The organism is Pseudomonas sp. 1L-C-7-B-C1, assembly GCF_057291635.1.
In genome coordinates, this window is the sequence record NZ_JBXAWH010000003.1 from 415,982 (window position 1) to 431,943 (window position 15,962).

The 15,962-nt window shown below is 64.0% G+C and carries 15 protein-coding genes and 2 pseudogenes; all 17 read right to left on the reverse strand.

Translation table 11 applies throughout. The features are described from left to right. Positions 1-195: 195 nt before the first annotated feature. Positions 196-1,041: a methyl-accepting chemotaxis protein gene (locus AC0Z8Z_RS07285; protein ID WP_485618691.1), complete on the reverse strand. Its 846-nt coding sequence runs from the start codon at positions 1,039-1,041 to the stop codon at positions 196-198. 12 nt (positions 1,042-1,053) lie between these two features. Beyond that, positions 1,054-2,247, reverse strand: a pseudogene (locus AC0Z8Z_RS07290) (PDC sensor domain-containing protein); the annotation flags it as partial. Positions 2,248-2,336: 89 nt separating this feature from the next. After that, the gene (gene phnP / locus AC0Z8Z_RS07295; RefSeq protein ID WP_485618649.1) at positions 2,337-3,086 is read right to left on the reverse strand and encodes a phosphonate metabolism protein PhnP; all 750 of its coding nucleotides are present in this window, start codon (positions 3,084-3,086) and stop codon (positions 2,337-2,339) included. Further along, positions 3,077-3,643 (reverse strand): phosphonate metabolism protein/1,5-bisphosphokinase (PRPP-forming) PhnN, encoded by a 567-nt coding sequence (gene phnN, locus AC0Z8Z_RS07300; RefSeq protein WP_485618651.1) that lies wholly within the window; start codon positions 3,641-3,643, stop codon positions 3,077-3,079. Before phnN ends, phnP begins: the two co-directional genes overlap by 10 nt. Then, entirely contained in the window at positions 3,643-4,806 is a 1,164-nt protein-coding gene (locus AC0Z8Z_RS07305) for an alpha-D-ribose 1-methylphosphonate 5-triphosphate diphosphatase (protein ID WP_485618652.1), read from the reverse strand. Before AC0Z8Z_RS07305 ends, phnN begins: the two co-directional genes overlap by 1 nt. Continuing rightward, positions 4,800-5,540 (reverse strand): phosphonate C-P lyase system protein PhnL, encoded by a 741-nt coding sequence (gene phnL, locus AC0Z8Z_RS07310; RefSeq protein ID WP_485618654.1) that lies wholly within the window; start codon positions 5,538-5,540, stop codon positions 4,800-4,802. Before phnL ends, AC0Z8Z_RS07305 begins: the two co-directional genes overlap by 7 nt. Positions 5,541-5,562: 22 nt before the next feature. Beyond that, positions 5,563-6,393, reverse strand: coding sequence for a phosphonate C-P lyase system protein PhnK (phnK, locus tag AC0Z8Z_RS07315; RefSeq protein WP_485618656.1), 831 nt, complete (start codon positions 6,391-6,393; stop codon positions 5,563-5,565). Further along, positions 6,390-7,277, reverse strand: a complete 888-nt coding sequence (locus AC0Z8Z_RS07320) for an alpha-D-ribose 1-methylphosphonate 5-phosphate C-P-lyase PhnJ (protein WP_122535796.1) — start codon at positions 7,275-7,277, stop codon at positions 6,390-6,392. The genes phnK and AC0Z8Z_RS07320 overlap by 4 nt, the downstream gene beginning before the upstream one ends. Then, complete coding sequence (locus AC0Z8Z_RS07325) at positions 7,274-8,347, reverse strand: carbon-phosphorus lyase complex subunit (protein ID WP_485618657.1); 1,074 nt, start codon at positions 8,345-8,347, stop codon at positions 7,274-7,276. Before AC0Z8Z_RS07325 ends, AC0Z8Z_RS07320 begins: the two co-directional genes overlap by 4 nt. Beyond that, positions 8,347-8,994: a phosphonate C-P lyase system protein PhnH gene (gene phnH, locus AC0Z8Z_RS07330; RefSeq protein WP_485618692.1), complete on the reverse strand. Its 648-nt coding sequence runs from the start codon at positions 8,992-8,994 to the stop codon at positions 8,347-8,349. The genes AC0Z8Z_RS07325 and phnH overlap by 1 nt, the downstream gene beginning before the upstream one ends. Before the next feature lie 26 nt (positions 8,995-9,020). Beyond that, the gene (phnG, locus tag AC0Z8Z_RS07335) at positions 9,021-9,503 is read right to left on the reverse strand and encodes a phosphonate C-P lyase system protein PhnG (protein ID WP_485618658.1); all 483 of its coding nucleotides are present in this window, start codon (positions 9,501-9,503) and stop codon (positions 9,021-9,023) included. Positions 9,504-9,517: 14 nt separating this feature from the next. Then, complete coding sequence (gene phnF / locus AC0Z8Z_RS07340; RefSeq protein WP_485618659.1) at positions 9,518-10,267, reverse strand: phosphonate metabolism transcriptional regulator PhnF; 750 nt, start codon at positions 10,265-10,267, stop codon at positions 9,518-9,520. A 38-nt stretch (positions 10,268-10,305) separates the two neighbouring features. Further along, positions 10,306-11,094, reverse strand: a complete 789-nt coding sequence (phnE, locus tag AC0Z8Z_RS07345; RefSeq protein WP_122535792.1) for a phosphonate ABC transporter, permease protein PhnE — start codon at positions 11,092-11,094, stop codon at positions 10,306-10,308. 75 nt (positions 11,095-11,169) lie between these two features. Then, a complete protein-coding gene (phnD, locus tag AC0Z8Z_RS07350; RefSeq protein ID WP_485618660.1) occupies positions 11,170-12,174 on the reverse strand; it encodes a phosphonate ABC transporter substrate-binding protein in 1,005 nt (334 codons plus the stop codon). A gap of 67 nt (positions 12,175-12,241) precedes the next feature. After that, entirely contained in the window at positions 12,242-13,075 is an 834-nt protein-coding gene (gene phnC, locus AC0Z8Z_RS07355; protein WP_122625313.1) for a phosphonate ABC transporter ATP-binding protein, read from the reverse strand. Positions 13,076-13,921: 846 nt separating this feature from the next. Then, complete coding sequence (locus AC0Z8Z_RS07360; RefSeq protein WP_420793071.1) at positions 13,922-14,686, reverse strand: methyl-accepting chemotaxis protein; 765 nt, start codon at positions 14,684-14,686, stop codon at positions 13,922-13,924. A 93-nt stretch (positions 14,687-14,779) separates the two neighbouring features. After that, positions 14,780-15,814 (reverse strand): annotated as a pseudogene (locus AC0Z8Z_RS07365) (HAMP domain-containing protein); the annotation flags it as partial. Positions 15,815-15,962 lie beyond the last annotated feature (148 nt).

Genomic DNA, 15,962 nt, shown 5'->3' on the forward strand with positions numbered 1-15,962 from the left:
GGCCACCACCATTTCCGCTGAATGCACGCACCCTCACTGTCTGATCGTGCCCACGCTCCGCGTGGGTATGCATCACGGGACGCTCCGCGTCCATACCAGGCGCAAGCCGGTCCTACTGACCGCATACATGTAGGACCGGCTTTAGCCGGGAAGACGCCGGTGTGGCCACCGGTGATGAGGCCTGAGACAGGCGCCTCAGGCCTGGTTGCCACCGCGGCTCAATGCACCCAGACGACCGGAGATCGACTGCATGCCTTTGCCCAGTTCGCGCAGGGTGCCGGCATCCCGGGCGCCTTGTTCGCTGGAGGCGTGGATGCGCACCGCCAGCTCATTGATTTCGTGGGTGACGTGGCTCTGTTCCTGGGCGGCCACGGCGATTTGATGGGCGCGCTGGACGATGTCGTCGAAGCTGAAGACGGTGGTGCCCAGTGTGGCGGCGACACTGACCGCCTGCTGCACCGACTCACGGGTGCGCGCGGCGCCGTTCTGCATGGTCGACACCGCCGCACTGGAGGCCTGACGCAGTTGCGAGATCATCTCCTGTATCTCGTTCGCCGAGGCTTGGGTCCTCCCGGCCAGCGTGCGCACCTCATCCGCCACCACCGCAAAACCACGCCCCTGTTCACCTGCCCGGGCCGCTTCGATGGCGGCGTTCAGCGCCAGCAGGTTGGTCTGCTGGGAGATTGACTTGATCACTTCCAGCACGCTGCCCACGCGCTCGATGTCATCGCCCAATTGGGTGATGGCGCCCGCCGCGCCGGCAATGTCCGTTGCCAGTACTTCGATGGACTGGCTGTTGCTGTTGACCTGATCCTGGCTTTTCTGCGCATCACCCAGGGAACGGCGGGCGGTGTCGGAGCAGTCTGTGGTGTTCTGGGCGACTTCGTTGGCACTGGCCGACATCTCGGTGATTGCGGTCGCCAACAAGGTGTTGTCCTGGCGCTGGGATTCGGCCCGCTCGGCGACGCCTTGGGACAACTGCGCCAGCTCGTTGGCCTGGCGTTCCAGGGACACCGACTCCTCGGCGATGCGGTGCAGCATGTCGCGCAGGGAACCCGCGTAGCGGTTGACCGACTCACGCAGTGCGCCGATCTCGTCGGCGCGCAAAATCGCCAGTTGAGTATCGATCTGACCGCCCTGGCCCAGACTCGATATCTGCGCGGTGGTTTCCTCCAGTTGCGCCAACAGCCGCTTGCCGGCTAGCCAGGCCAGACCCAGCAGCACGCCCAACAGCGGCAACAGGAACAGCAGAATTTGTCCGGTGAGGCGGTCGGCCAGGCCGACGACGCGGGCTTCCGGGGTCACCAGCCCTATGCGCCATCCGGTGCCGGCCATGGTCGCCAGGGTGACGTAGGCCGGGCCGTTGAGCCGACCGTCGTGCTCAATCCTCAGGGTCGAGAGGGCCGAAGTGTTGCTCGCAAGCTGATCAGCCACTGGCTTTAACCAGGGTTGTTCCTGGCTCAATCCGGTAATGGTCAACAGGCCCTTGGTGCCCTTCGCATCGGGGAAATACAGCAGATTCCCTGAAGGATCGACTGCAAATGCGTAGCCGTCGGTGACGCCGCCTTTGTCCTTGAGGAAGGCCGCCAGGCCGTCAAGCTTTAGGTCGATGGTCGCCACACCGGCGAACGCGCCCTGGGCCCGATAAGGGACGCTGCAGGTGGTCATTGCCACGCCGCTGACCGGGTCCTGATAAGCATCGGACCAGACGCAATGCCCTGCCGGTGCGGACTTGGCCCCGGTGTACCAGGACTCAGCCTGATAAGGCGGCGTTTTGGCCTGGTTGTATTCGTCGGAAAAATCCAGTCGATTGCCCGCGTCCCGTGCCCAGAAAAAACTGCGCCGCTCGGTGCCTGCGGCAAAGGCGTTGGGCTCCGGCCACACGCCGCCACCGGCGATGGCGGAATCCCCCTGGCTGTCGATCAGCCCGGGGAAATTGCTCATGTACAGGGTTTCTTCGTGGGGCAGTGTCTCGGCCAGCAGCGCCATGGCAGCAGCGGTCCCCTCGATGCGACTCAATGGCAGCGCCAACTGACGGGTAATGGCGCTGGCTGACTGCTCCGCGGATTCGGTGCCAGCGGCCACCAGTTGGGGTTTGCCGCCCAGGGTCATGACCGCGAAAATCGCCACCGCGGTGAGAATCAGCAATGTCAGGATCCCCAGGGTCATTCGTCCAGCAATACGGCGGGGAATCAAAGACATGGTCAAGCTCCGAAGGAAATGTAGGGCTACATTTGCAACGGCCATGACAGGGAAAAGTTGAAGCCGGACCGAGGTTTAAGCGACATGGGCGACAGGTGGTCATAGGACGACTGGCCAAACTCCCCCCTTCCCGCTCAGAGCTCCATTGCGTCCCGCGCCACCCGAATGTGGTCGGGCAGATCCGCGGCATGTTCCATCAACCACGCATCCAGCGTGTGCCCGACATGGGTCAGCACGGCTCGCTCGGGTGTCAGCTCGGCAATGATCTGCAGCGCCAGCGTCACATCGTTGTGGTTGCGCGGCGTTTGCGGCTGGGGCGGCATTGAGCAGTCGAGGATGAGCACGTCGAGCGCCTCACGCTGCAAAAAAGCCTGGGTATCGTGGGGCAAGCCGACGGTGTCGGTGAGGTAGGCGATGCGCCGCCCTCCGCCTTCCAACAGATAACCCAGCGTTGGCTTGGAATGCAGCAGCGGCAGCGCGGTGACTTGCAGTTCGCCCAGCGACCGGCTTTCGAAGGGCATGAACGGCTGGCTGAAATCCAGGATGCCGGGGTGCTTGTACAGGTCCGACAACCCTTCCGGGTCCACCGGGCCATGCACCGGGATCACCAGCCCCTGGCCCCAGCGCAGGTGCAGCAGGCCTTGGGCGTGGTCGGCGTGGTAGTGAGTTTGCAAGATGCCGCTGAGGCTGCGCGGCGGGAAGCGTTCGGTGAGATCGGGCAAGCCGCTGTCGATCAGCCAGCGTTCTTCCCCCAGCTCCACCAGCGCGCAGCACGGGCGGCGGCGCAGGCGTTTGTCGGCATGGGCCGCGCAACAGGCCGCGCATTCACAGCCGTAAACCGGGACTTGCCGCGCATCCCCCGTGCCCAACAGGGTCAGGCGCATGCGGGCGCGCGCTGCAGTCGCTGCAACAATCGGGCGACGGTTTGCTCCAGGGCGCCGGAGTTGTCGAGCACGATCAACGACGGATCGTTCACTTGCAGGTCGTCAGCGAACTGCGCGTTGCGCGCCAGTCGGGTTTCGATGTCTTCGGCCGATTCCCGCGCCCGGCTCAGCAAGCGATCCCGCAATACCGATTGATCGACTGTCAGCAACACCACCGACAGCGACGGATAGCGCGACCGCGCCTGAGGCAGATGCCCGCGGGAGCCGTTGACCAGAACGTCGTGCCCGTCGGCCAACCATTGATCGATCTCTTTGGGGATGCCGTAATGCAGGCCGTTGGCGAACCAACTCAAGGCAAAGGCGCCCTGAGACTGCAGTTCGGCGAAGCGGTTGACGCTGACGGCCTGGGCCGCTTCGCCCTTGGCTTCCGCCGAACGGGTGATGACTCGGCGCACGATGCGGCAGCCCCGCGCGGCCAATGCCTCGCGGGCCGCGTCCAGGAGGCTGTCCTTGCCCGAACCCGACGGTCCGATGAGATAGATCAACCTGCCTGCCATCAGAACACCCTCTTCGCTTGTCGCCAGACTTGTTGAATGACCGGCAGTGTGCCGATAGCCCGGGCGTGGATCAGGTCGGCGCGCAGGCCAACGCGGATCTCGCCGCGATCGTGCAAGCCCGCCGAACGGGCCGGTGCCAGGCTGACCGTGGTCACCGCGCGAGCCAGTCCGGCGCCTGTCGAGTCGTCCGCTGCATCCAGCTGAGCGCCCAGGGTGAACGCCGCCTGCAACAGGCTGGCCGGATAGTAATCGCTGGAGAGAATATCCAATAGCCCTTCTTCGGCCAATGTCGCCGCCGCAATGTTGCCCGAGTGCGAGCCGCCGCGAACGATGTTCGGGGCGCCCATCAACACACTCATTCCCAGACGCCGGCAGCCCTGTGCGGCTTCGAGGGTGGTCGGGAACTCGGCGATGCTCATGCCGTAACCCGCCGACTCTTCCACGTGAGCCAGGGTGGCGTCGTCGTGGCTGGCCACCGACAACCCACGGGCCAGGCAGATGTCGACGATGGCCCGGCGATAACGGTCGCTGTAGGTTTTGGAGTTGGCGACCTGCTCGACAATGAAGGCGTCCATTTGCTCGCTGCTCAGGTGGTACTTGCCCATGTAGTACTCACGGTACTTGGATTCGAGGGCGAACTGGCGCTGGCCCGGCGAATGGTCCATCACCGACACCAGTTGCACCAGCGGCTGCTCGACCAGGTCACGGAACACGCTGAGGGTGTCGGGGTGGCAGACCTCGCAGCGCAGGTGCAAGCGGTGCTCGGCGCGGGTCATGTCGGCGGCGTTGGCCTTGGCGATCGCGTCGACCATGCCCGGCAATTGCTGCATGCGCTTGCCCTTGGGATTGACGTCGCCGATGGACAGCGCGTCGAACACCGTGGTGATGCCCGCCGCGATGATTTGCGCGTCGTGGCTCATCACCGCCGAGGCCGACGGCCAGTCCACACCGGGGCGCGGGCTGAGGTGTTTTTCCAGGTTGTCGGTGTGCAGTTCGACTAGCCCCGGCAGCAGGTAGTCACCGTTGAGGTTCTGCGCCTGGGGCAAATGGCTGAGGCGGTCGTCCACCTCGCTGATCAACCCGTCGCGCAGCACCACGGTACCGGTGAAGACGCGCTCGGCGGTGACGATCTTGGCGTGGGTCAGGATCTGTTCGTTCAGCATTGTTCGGTCTCCTTCGGGCTCGACACCATCGAGGGTTGCAGGTCGACATCTGGCGGGGTCATGTCCAGGTGGCGGTCGGACACCGCTTCCCGGGCCAGTCGGTCGTGGAAGATGCCAATCACCGCAGCGCCGGCGGTTTTCGCTTCATGGATCAATTCAAGGACCACCTGGCGATTGCCGTCGTCCAGCGAAGCAGTAGGCTCGTCCAGCAGCATCACCGGCCACGGCACCATGAAGCCGCGGGCGATGTTGACGCGCTGCTGCTCGCCGCCGGAAAACGTGCCCGGTGCCAGTTGCCACAGCCGTTGGGGAATGTTCAGCCGGGCGAGCAGATGCTCGGCGCGGGCCTGGGCGTCCTCGCGTTTCCAGCCACGGGCCAGGGCCGGTTCCATGACCACGTCGACGGTGGCGACGCGGGGAATCACCCGCAGAAACTGGCTGACGTAGCCGAGGGTCTGCTGGCGCACTTGCAGCACCTCGCGCGGCGCAGCGCCGACCAGCTCGATCCACTCGCCCTGATGCTGCACGCGAATGCTGCCGCCGGCCGGCAGGTAGTTGCCGTACAAGGTGCGCAGCAGCGTGCTTTTGCCCGCGCCGGAATGACCCTGCAGCACCAGGCATTCGCCGCCGCCGACGGAGAAATTCACGCCGCGCAGCACGTTGAGCACCACGCCGCTCTGCTGGTGCAGGGTGAAGGTTTTCGAGAGGTCACGGACCTCGATCAGCGTGTTCATTGAAAGCATCCCGAAAGTCGGATCATGGCTGCAGCACCGAAGACACCAGCAGCTGCGAGTACGGATGTTGCGGGTCGTCGAGGATCTGATCGGTCAGCCCTGTTTCCACCACGTGGGAACGGCGCATGACCATCAGTCGATCGGCAAGCAAGCGGGCGACGGCCAGGTCGTGGGTGACGATGACCACCGCCAGGTCCAGCTCGCGCACCAGCCCGCGCATCAGGTCGAGCAAACGCGCCTGCACCGACACGTCGAGGCCGCCGGTGGGCTCGTCCATGAACACCAGCCGTGGGCCGGACACCAGATTTCGGGCGATTTGCAGGCGCTGCTGCATGCCGCCGGAAAAGGTTCGCGGCAGGTCGTCGATGCGCGCCGGGTCGATCTCCACTTGGTTGAGCCAGTCCAGCCCCGCCGCCCGCAGCGCCTGATAATTGCGCACGCCCTGGGCCATCAGCCGCTCACCGATATTGGCCCCGGCCGACACCGCCATGCGCAGGCCGTCGCGGGGGTTTTGCTCAACGAAGCCCCACTCGGTGCGCAGCAAGGTGCGGCGCTCGGCCTCGCTGGCGCTGTACAGGTCCAGCCACTGGCCGGCGCTTTTGTGGGTGTCCGCGAGGCGGTAATCGATGACGCCCCGGTCGGGCGGGCAACGGCCGCTGAGCAGCGAAAGCAGCGTCGACTTGCCCGAGCCTGACTCGCCGACGATGCCCAGCACCTCCCCCGGATAGAGCTCGAAGCTGACGTCCTGGCAGCCTTTCTCCGGGCCGTACAACTTGGTCAGGCCGCGCACTTTGAGCAGCGGTTGAGTGCGATCGCCGAGCGCATCGCGGTCGATCTGTTGAGCAGCGTTCATTGCGCGGCCCTCCCCTGGCTGACCCGTTGCGCGCAGTAGTCGGTGTCCGAGCAGACGAAGCTCTGGGTGCCCTGATCGTCGAGGATCAGCTCGTCGAGGAACGAATCATGGCTGCCGCAGATGGCGCAGTTGTGTTCCCACTTCTGCACTTCGAAGGGGTGGTCCTCAAAGTCCAGGCTGGTGACGCGGGTGAACGGCGGCACGGCGTAAAGACGCTTCTCGCGACCGGCGCCGAACAGCATTAGCGCCGGGCTCATGTCGAGTTTCGGGTTGTCGAATTTGGGGATCGGCGACGGGTCCATGACGTAGCGTTCGTCGACGGTCACCGGGTAGGCGTAGGCCGTGGCGATGTGGCCGAAGGTGGCGATGTCTTCGTAAAGCTTGACGTGCATGACGCCGTAATCATTCAGGGCGTGCATGGTGCGGGTCTCTGTTTCCGACGGTTCGATGAAGCGCAACGGCTCGGGGATCGGCACCTGATAGACCATGATCTGGTCAGCGTGCAGCGGCGTTTCCGGGATGCGGTGACGGGTCTGGATGATCGTCGCCTCGGGAGTGCGTTCGGTGGTGGCGACACCGGCGGTGCGGGCGAAGAAGCGGCGGATCGACACGGCGTTGGTGGTGTCGTCGGCGCCCTGATCGATGACTTTGAGCACGTCTTCGGCGCCAAGGATCGCCGCGGTCAGTTGCATGCCGCCGGTGCCCCAGCCATAGGGCAGCGGCATTTCGCGGCCACCGAAGGGCACTTGATAACCGGGAATGGCCACGGCCTTGAGCAGGCCGCGACGGATCATGCGTTTGGTCTGTTCATCCAGGTACGCGAAGTTGTAGGCCTCGTCTCGCGGCGTCTGTGGTTGCGGACGTGGCTGCGTGGCGGCGTTCATTGAGCCTGCTCCTTGGAGGGCGTGCGCAGTTTGCGGATCAGTTCCAGTTCGGCCTGGAAGTCCACGTAGTGCGGCAGTTTCAGGTGCGAGACGAAACCGGCGGCTTCGACGTTGTCGCAGTGGGCGAGCACGAACTCTTCCTGCTGCGCCGGGGAGACGATCTCCTCGCTGTACTCACCGGCGCGCAACGAGCGGTCCACCAGCGCCATGCCCATGGCTTTGCGTTCGGCGTGCCCGAAGGCCAGGCCGTAGCCGCGGGTGAACTGCGGCAGCTCGGTGGCGGACCCGACAAACTGGTTGACCATCTCGCACTCGGTCACCTCGATGGCGCCAATGGCGATCGGGAAGCCCAGCTCTTCCGGCTCGATCCACACTTCCACGTCACCGACCCGAATCTCGCCGGCAAACGGGTGGTTGCGGCCGTATCCGCGCTGGGTCGAATAGCCCAGGGCCAACAGAAAACCCTCGTCGCCCCGGGCCAGCGCTTGCAGGCGCTCGGCGCGGCTGGCCGGGTACTCCAGCGGCTCACGGGTGATGTCGGCGACCGGTGCGCCGGTGTCCTGTTCTTCCTTGATCAGCCCTTCTTTCGCCAGCAATCCCAACACCCGCGGACAGTCCTGGACCGCCGCGTCGGCCTGACTTTCAGGGCCAGGGAATTCGCCTTCGGCCAGTAAGGTGAAATCCAGCAAGCGGTGGGTGTAATCGAAGGTCGGACCCAGCAGCTGCCCGCCGGGCACATCCTTGAACGTGGCCGACAGACGCCGGTTGAGCTGCATGTTGGAGGTGTCGATCGGCAAGCTGGCGCTGAAGCGCGTCAGCGTGGTGCGGTAGGCGCGCAGGAGGAAGATCGCTTCCACCAGATCGCCGGCCGACTGCTTGATCGCCAGCGCCGCCAGCTCGGCGTCGTACAGCGAGCCTTCGGTCATCACCCGGGCGACGGCCAGGGGCAATTGCTGACGGATCTGTTCCACGCCCAGCTCGGCAACCGAGGGGTCGCCCCGGCGCTGTTTCGCCAGCAGTTTGTGGGCATTGTCGATGGCCTGTTCACCACCCTTGACGGCAACGTACATCAGGCCGCTCCTCTTGAGGGTTGAAGACTCGAAGGCTGGGGCTTGGGCAGCACGGGTTTGAACGCCACTTGAGTACTGCGCGGCAAACCGAGCAATTCGCTGCCGGCGACGAAGAACACGTCGATCCCGCGGGGAAAGTCATTGCGCGCTTCGCGCTCCTGCCAGAACGCTTCCTGCAGCGGCAGGCTGACGTGGTTTTGGCGTTCGATGCCCGGCCCGCGCCAGGCCAGTTGCGTGCCGCCCTGCAGGCTCGGCAACTGGACCAGCAGCGTGCAGGACTGATCGGGATAACGGTCGTTGCCCAGGTCGAAACCGCTGAGATCGTGCAACTGGCTGTCGTCGAGCAGCGCGAAGCGGGCGTTCTGCCGGTCGCTGACGATCGGGCAGCCACAATGGAAGGTCAGGTTGGCGCGAATGGCCTGGGTGTCGAACGTCGGCGCGAGCCACAGCGGCGTGTCGATGTCCAGCAAGGCCAGGCACAGGGCGTGGCTGGCCGCAGCAAGGCCTTCGAGGTGCGGCGGGGTTTGCGCGGCGAGCAGGCTTTGCGCGACACCGGGACCGGCCAGCGCCTTGAGGGCGGCGCGAAAACTGCGCTGGGCATCCAGCACCGGATCGGCAAATGCCGGCTGCAACAGCGAGGCGGGCAAGGATTCAGTTGCGAGAGAGGTGCTCATCAGTTTTCTCCTCTGACCAGGGTGAAGAAGTCCACTTTGGTCGCGGCGGTATCGGCTTGTTGTCGAGCCCGACGCAGAGCTTGCGCGCGGGCCAGCGGGTCAATCAGTTCTGTGATCCAGTGCGCCTGTTGAGCACCCTGCAAATGGGCGTCGGCCAGGGCGGCGAGTTCGGCGTGGGCCTTGTCACGCCCGGCCAGGTAGCTGAAGCCGGTGCGGCCGTCGGCCAGGCGCACCACGCAACGGGTCACGGTCATCTCGCCGACGTTGAACGGCGCACCGCTGCCGCCCATGCGGCCCCGCACCAGGGTCATGCCGATTTCCGGCGCGCGGATCAGTTGGTATTCGGCGTCACGCAATGCGGCTTCATGGGCGAGCAATTCATCGCGGCGGCTGCGCGAGAGCACGCCGATCCAGTGCTGACGGGCGGACAGTTCGGGGGCTGAAGCGTCGGGCGCGGTGGAGGGAACGGGTGTCGCAGTCATCGAGGGCATCTCCGTCAGGTGACGATCTGATACTGGAAGCGGTCGGAGCGGCTGGTGGAATGGGCAATCTCCACCGGGTTTCCGTGCGCATCATGGGAAAGGGTGAGCACCGTCAGCGCCGGCAGATGACGCGGCATCAGCAGCACACTGGCTTCTTCGCGACTGGGCAGGCGCGCGCCGATCAGGCTGAAGGTGCGAGTCAACGGCAATTGCCGTTCGGTGAGGAACTGGCGCACCGAGCCGCTGACGTAGTCGGCGATCAACGACGCGCGGGTGGCGCAGTAACGGTGGCGAATCAGGCAGACCGGCTGACCGTCGAGGCGGCGCAGGGTTTGCAGTTCGATCAGCGGCGCGTGGGGTTCGAGGCGCAGATGCGCGGCCTCCTCCACCGTGGCCGTGCAATGCCGGCGTTGCAGCAGCACCGCTTCGACGCCGTGGCCGAGCGCGGCAAGGGATTCGCTGTAGGCACTGCCGGCGGCAACCGGGTACACCAGCGGACGCCCCAGCACCTGGGTGCCTTTGCCCTGGCGGCGCAGCAGGCTGCCTTCGCGGACCAGCTCGTCGATGGCCCGGCGAACCGTATGCCGGTTGACCTCGAAGCGTGCGGCGAGCTGGATTTCAGCCGGCAGGTATTCACCGGCGGTGTAGCGGTCGAGTTCACTGCGCAGGGTCTGCGCCAGTTCGCGGTACATGGGTTCCCGATGCGTGGCTTCTCGACGCGTCGGCTCTCGGTGCAGGGCTTCGGATTGTCTAGACAACTGCATGGCTAAAAAAGGGTTCGCACCCTCTCCTGTCGTGGTCATTAGATGAACTGCTTGCGCAGGCGCTGGGAGAAGATGTCGATGACGCTCACCACCACGATGATCACCAGCAGCACCGAACAGGTCTGGGTGAACTGGAAGGCGCGGATGTTTTCCCAGAGGATGACGCCAATCCCGCCGGCACCGACCATTCCCACCACCGTGGCCGAGCGAACGTTGGATTCGAAGCGGTACAGCGCGTAGGAAATCCACAGCGGCATGACTTGCGGGATGACCCCGAAGATCACTTCCTGCAAGGCACTGGCGCCGGTGGCTCGAACGCCTTCGACGGGGCCGGGATCGATCGCTTCCACCGCTTCGGCAAACAGCTTGGCGAGCACACCGGTGGTGCTGATCCACAACGCCAGGACACCGGCAAACGGGCCCAGACCGACAGCCACCACAAAGAGCATGGCGAAGACCATTTCGTTGATCGAGCGGAACGAATCCATGACCCGCCGCAGCGGTTGATGAATCCACCACGGCGTGATGTTGTCGGCGCAGAGAATGCCCAGCGGCACCGAGCAGACGATCGCCAGCAGCGTGCCCCAGAGGGCGATCTGCACTGTGACGATCATTTCCTTGAGGTACGCGCGCCATTCGTGGAAATCGGGCGGGAAAAAGTCGGCGGCGAAGGTCGCCATGTTGCCGGAGTCACGGTACAGCGCCAGCGGGTTCATTTCCGCGCCGTGCCAGGCCCAGGCCATCATCGCCAGGAACAGGCCCCAGCCCAGGTATTGCGGCCAGCTGCGCTTGCCAGCGGCCTGGATGTAAGCAGCGTGAGTGGTCATAAAGAATCCAGTTGCGAACGGGTGAAGCGTCATGACTGGCGCGCTGGGCCCTCAAGCTGCAGCGCGCCCCGTGCATCAACCCGCCTTGGCGGTGCCTTGTTTTTCCAGCTCGGAGATGCGGTCCTGCAGCTTGGTCAGGCCGGCGTCGATGTCTTTCAGGCGGGTGGCCTTCTCCTCGGCGCTGAGGGTGGTGCTGGCCGTGGTTTCGGTTTTCTGCTTGAACAGGTCGAGCTGGCGGATGGTCAGCAACTGGTCGTCCGAGGACTTGAGAAACTTGCCCATCTGCATGTTCTTCAGCACGGCCTTTTCTTCGTCGGTGTCGCCATAGTTGGCGAAGAAATCGCGGATTTTGTTCTTGTCCGCGTCGGACATGCCCTTGCGCCAGACCATCGGGTCGGCCGGGATCAGTGGCGATTTCCAGATCACCTTGAGCATCGCCGCCTTGTCCGGCTGGGTGACTTCCAGGCGGTCCCAGCTCTCAGTGTTGAAGGTCGCAACGTCCAGTTGCCCTTTGGCCACGCTGAGGGCGTTGACTTCGTGGCTGGAGTTAAGCGTGCGTTTGAAGGCGGTGGCGGCGTCGACGTGGTTCTGGGCGAACACGTAGTAACCCGGCACCAGATAGCCCGAGGTGGAATTCGGATCGCCGTTGCCGAAGGTCAGTTCCTTGGCGTGCTTGAGCATGTCCTCGACCGAATTGATCGGGCTGTCCTTGCGCGCAATGATCACGCTCCAGTAGCCGGGGGCACCGTTGGCGGCCGCGGTCTGGGCGAAGATTTCGCCGCCGGAACGGTCCACCGCCTCCATGGCGGCCTTGTTGCCGAGCCAGGCGACGTCGACCTTGTTGAAGCGCATGCCCTGGATCAGGCCGGCGTAGTCGGAGGCGAAGGTGGCGTTGACTTTCAGCCCGGTCTTTTTGGTCATGTCGTCGATGAACGGCTGCCAGACGCTCTTCAGGTTTTGCGACGACTCGGTGGACATGATGCCGAAGTTGATGACGTTGTCGTCGGCCTGCGCGTTGCCCAGCAGGCAACCGGCGACGACAGCGGCAGACGCGAACACGCGCCCGATACGGTTCAACATGGGGAACTCCCGGAGCTGGTTTTGGGTGTGGGGTTGAGTGGTTTTGTTACCGGTGCCGCCACCTGAGTCAGGCGCGGGCCATCATCAGTCGCGACGGTCGTTCGCTGTCCCGTGCCGTGCCGTCGAACATCAGGCTGGTGTCAGCGTCGGCGCCGTACAGGTCATTGAGGAACTGGCCGTTGAGCTCGCTGCCGTTGCCGTCGAAGTGAATGCGCCCGCCCTTCAGTGCCACGGCACGCGGGCAATAGCGCACGGCGTAATCCACCTGATGCAGGGTGACGACGACGGTCTTGCCGTCCCGACGATTGATGTCGGCGAGGATTTCCATGACCTTGCGCGCGGACTCGGGGTCGAGGGAGGCAATGGGCTCGTCGGCCAGAATAACTTCGGCCTGCTGGGTCAGCGCACGAGCGATAGCCACCCGCTGCTGCTGGCCGCCGGACAGGGTCGAGGCCCGTTGCGGCGCCAGATCGGCAAGGCCCACGCGATCAAGGTTGGCCATGGCCCGGGCTTTCTCTTCGGCGTTGAACAGGCCCAGGCTGCCACGCCAGCGCGGCATGCGACCGAGGCAGCCGAGCAGGACGTTGTCGAGGACGCTGAGGCGATTGACTAGATTGAATTGCTGGAAGATGTAGCCGATGTCGGCGCGCAGTCGGCGCACTTTGCCGTTGAGCCGGCCCGAAGCCTGCACTTCACGGCCCAGCACCTGAACACTGCCGCCGTTGTTGCGATCACAGCAGGCCAGCCCGGCCAGATGGCGCAACAGGGTGGATTTCCCGGAACCGGAAGCGCCGATCAGCGCCACCATTTCCCCGTGTTGTATAGACAATGCAAGGTCAACCAAAGCGGTCTTGCGGGCGAATGTCTTGTTCAGGCGGTCGACGTGGATGGCTGCGGTCATGGGCTTCTCTGGTCTTGTGATTCCAGCGTCCTGCCGGGGGTGAATGATCAGCCGCACGACCGTCCATGGCCGCGTTCGGTGCGAGTGACATTAGGGGCAGCCTGTGGCAGTTCCATGAATCGACGATGACGGCGGAGTGTCACTTCGGAGACGGTTTGATGCGGGATTTTTCGGGGGTTTTGTGGACATCAGGACGTTAAAGGGCGGTCTAGCGGCTGTGCGGGCTAGACAAGTTGCGCGGATGTTGAAGGCGGGATGGGGAGGGTTCTGGCAGGGCTGAAATAAATAATTCGTGCCGTTGGTCCGTTGGCACAGAGCGATGCAATGAATGCGACCGGCTTTAAGCGGAAAGCGTCGGATGGCGCGCTGCAGAATTGAGGGTGTGGAGACTGGCCCCTTCCCGGCTGAAGCCGGTCCCACAAGATCACCGCATCCCGTCAGTGAGACCTGTGACGCGGAGCGTCAGGGGATGCATTCCCACGCGGAGCGTAGGGAACGATCACCTCGTACCTAGTGGGACCGGCTTTAGCCGGGAAGCTTTTGATCTGCTTTTGATCCTGATCTTCAAACACAAATAGTTCAGTCACCGCCAATCGCGACTTGGGTGCAGGCTGAACGCAGGTCTCGCGGAGTGGGCCGAGCGGCATGGATGCCGCGAGAGCCGCCCCCCGCCATGGATGGCGGATGGCGGCGGGCCCACGGAGCGGGACCGGAGTGAAGGAACCCGACGAAGTCGGGCCCAACCAGAAGCAGGCACCCTTGGTTACATGGGGTGCTTTTCCAAGTAACTCGCCGAAGGCGAAACCCGAGGCCGTTAGGCCGACGCTCTTGATCTTGATCAGACGTTTAGATCCTGAACGTCCCCACCAAATGCTGCAGCCGCGCCGTCTGGTGCTCCAGATGCGCGCAGGCATCAAGCGTCGATTTCAGGTTATCGACCCCCTCCTGATTCAGCGTATTGATCTCCGTAATGTCGACATTGATCGACTCCACCACCGCCGTCTGCTCCTCGGTCGCGGTCGCCACCGACTGGTTCATCCCGTCAATCTCACTGATCCGGCGGGTCACGCTGTTGAGGCGTTCGCCGGCCTGATTGGCGATGGTCACACTGTTCTCGCTCTGGCGCTGACTCTCGGTCATGTTGATCACCGCATCACGGGCGCCGACCTGCAACTCCTCGATCATGCCCTGCACCTGCTGCGCCGAATCCTGGGTGCGGTGCGCCAGATTCCTCACCTCGTCCGCCACCACCGCAAAGCCGCGCCCCGCTTCCCCCGCCCGCGCCGCTTCAATGGCGGCGTTGAGCGCGAGCAAGTTGGTCTGCTGGGAAATGCCGGTGATCACTTCCAGAATCTGACCGATGTTGGCGGTCTTGTTGTTCAGCGTTTCGATATTGGCGCACGACTCGCTGATCTTCTCGGACAGCTGGTTCATCGCCTTGATGGTTTGGCTGACAACGCCCTGACCTTCACTGGCCAACTGCGTGGCTTCGCTGGAATGCTGCGACGCCAGCGCGGCGTTCTGGGCGATTTCCTGGGCGGCAGCGCCGAGCTGGTTGATCGCGGCGGCCACGCTGCTGGTACGGCTGGTCTGCTGATCGGAATTGCCCATCGACGAGTTTGAGGCCCCGACCACACGGGCCGCGACTTCACCCAGTTGCCCGGCGGTCGACGCCACTTCGCGGATCGAGCCGTGAATACGCTCCACAAAACGGTTGAACGACTGCGCCAACGCGCCGAATTCATCCTGGGACACAATCACCAGACGCATGGTCAGGTCACCCTCCCCATCGGCAATGTCCTGCATCGCCCGGCCCATCTGGTGCAACGGCTGCATCAGCACGCGGATCAACAGCCCCAGCAGCACCATGATGATCGCCACAGCAATGACCATGGCGAGAATCGCCGAAGAGCGGAATTCGCTGAGCATCGAATAGGCCGCGTCGCGGTCGAGGACCAGCGCCACGTACCAGTTCGCCGATGACAGGCCTTCCACCTTGGTGAACGAGATGATCTGCCCCTTGCCGCCGGACTCGATTTCCGCCACGCCCGGCGCGATGGTCGGCGCACCGTTCGGATAGGCCTCGCTGACGTTCTTGAGGATCAGCTTGCTGTCCGGGTGAATCAGAATCTTGCCGTCGGCGCTGACGATGTACGCATAGCCATGGCCGCCGAAGTTCAGCGAGTTGATGGTCTTGCTGATCGCGTCCAGGGAAATGTCCGCGCCCGCGACGCCGATCATTTGCCCCTGCTGGCGCACCGGTGTGGCCAGCGTCACCACCAGCTTGCCCGACGACGCGGCGATGTAGGGCTCGGTCACGATAATGCCCTGGGCCGCATCCGCCGCCTTGTACCAGCCACGGGCCCGTGGGTCATAGTCGGCCGGGCGGTTGCCCGTCGGCACGGAAAACATCACGCCGTCCTTGCTGCCGAAATAACTGAGCTGGAAGTTGTCCGGGTAAACCGGCAAACCGATCACGCGCTGCAGGCTGCTTGCCGATGGGCCGTCCACAGCGATCTGCTGAGCCATGGAGTTGAGCAACTGCGTGCGGCTGTCGAGCCAGGTTTGAATGTTCTGCGTGGTCAGACTGCCCAACTGTTGAAGTTCGGAGGCGACACTGTTTTTCAAGGTTTGGCGCTGGCGATAATCGTTCACCAGAATAAAACACGAGAAAGCAACTACCACGATGAGTGCAGCAGCCAGCAGGATTTTTCTGCTGAAACCCAGACGTTTAATCATATGCGTGTGTCCATAACAGAGATGACAGCGACAAGAGTGCGATGCCGATAGGTGCGCTGCGCTTTGCACGGGTGCAGCAGGAAAGAGAAGGCACGGCCTGAAAGATGTTTCGGCTGCAACGGCACGGAATTTAGGGCTGGGTGGTGAT

Excerpts from the sequence above, each read along its gene's own strand:
- AC0Z8Z_RS07285 (WP_485618691.1), bottom strand. The coding sequence starts at position 1,041 with ATGCTGCACCGCATCGCCGAGGAGTCGGTGTCCCTGGAACGCCAGGCC.
- phnP (WP_485618649.1), bottom strand. The coding sequence starts at position 3,086 with ATGCGCCTGACCCTGTTGGGCACGGGGGATGCGCGGCAAGTCCCGGTT.
- phnN (WP_485618651.1), bottom strand. The coding sequence starts at position 3,643 with ATGGCAGGCAGGTTGATCTATCTCATCGGACCGTCGGGTTCGGGCAAG.
- AC0Z8Z_RS07305 (WP_485618652.1), bottom strand. The coding sequence starts at position 4,806 with ATGCTGAACGAACAGATCCTGACCCACGCCAAGATCGTCACCGCCGAG.
- phnL (WP_485618654.1), bottom strand. The coding sequence starts at position 5,540 with ATGAACACGCTGATCGAGGTCCGTGACCTCTCGAAAACCTTCACCCTG.
- phnK (WP_485618656.1), bottom strand. The coding sequence starts at position 6,393 with ATGAACGCTGCTCAACAGATCGACCGCGATGCGCTCGGCGATCGCACT.
- AC0Z8Z_RS07320 (WP_122535796.1), bottom strand. The coding sequence starts at position 7,277 with ATGAACGCCGCCACGCAGCCACGTCCGCAACCACAGACGCCGCGAGAC.
- AC0Z8Z_RS07325 (WP_485618657.1), bottom strand. The coding sequence starts at position 8,347 with ATGTACGTTGCCGTCAAGGGTGGTGAACAGGCCATCGACAATGCCCAC.
- phnG (WP_485618658.1), bottom strand. The coding sequence starts at position 9,503 with ATGACTGCGACACCCGTTCCCTCCACCGCGCCCGACGCTTCAGCCCCC.
- phnF (WP_485618659.1), bottom strand. The coding sequence starts at position 10,267 with ATGCAGTTGTCTAGACAATCCGAAGCCCTGCACCGAGAGCCGACGCGT.
- phnE (WP_122535792.1), bottom strand. The coding sequence starts at position 11,094 with ATGACCACTCACGCTGCTTACATCCAGGCCGCTGGCAAGCGCAGCTGG.
- phnD (WP_485618660.1), bottom strand. The coding sequence starts at position 12,174 with ATGTTGAACCGTATCGGGCGCGTGTTCGCGTCTGCCGCTGTCGTCGCC.
- phnC (WP_122625313.1), bottom strand. The coding sequence starts at position 13,075 with ATGACCGCAGCCATCCACGTCGACCGCCTGAACAAGACATTCGCCCGC.
- AC0Z8Z_RS07360 (WP_420793071.1), bottom strand. The coding sequence starts at position 14,686 with ATGGGCAATTCCGATCAGCAGACCAGCCGTACCAGCAGCGTGGCCGCC.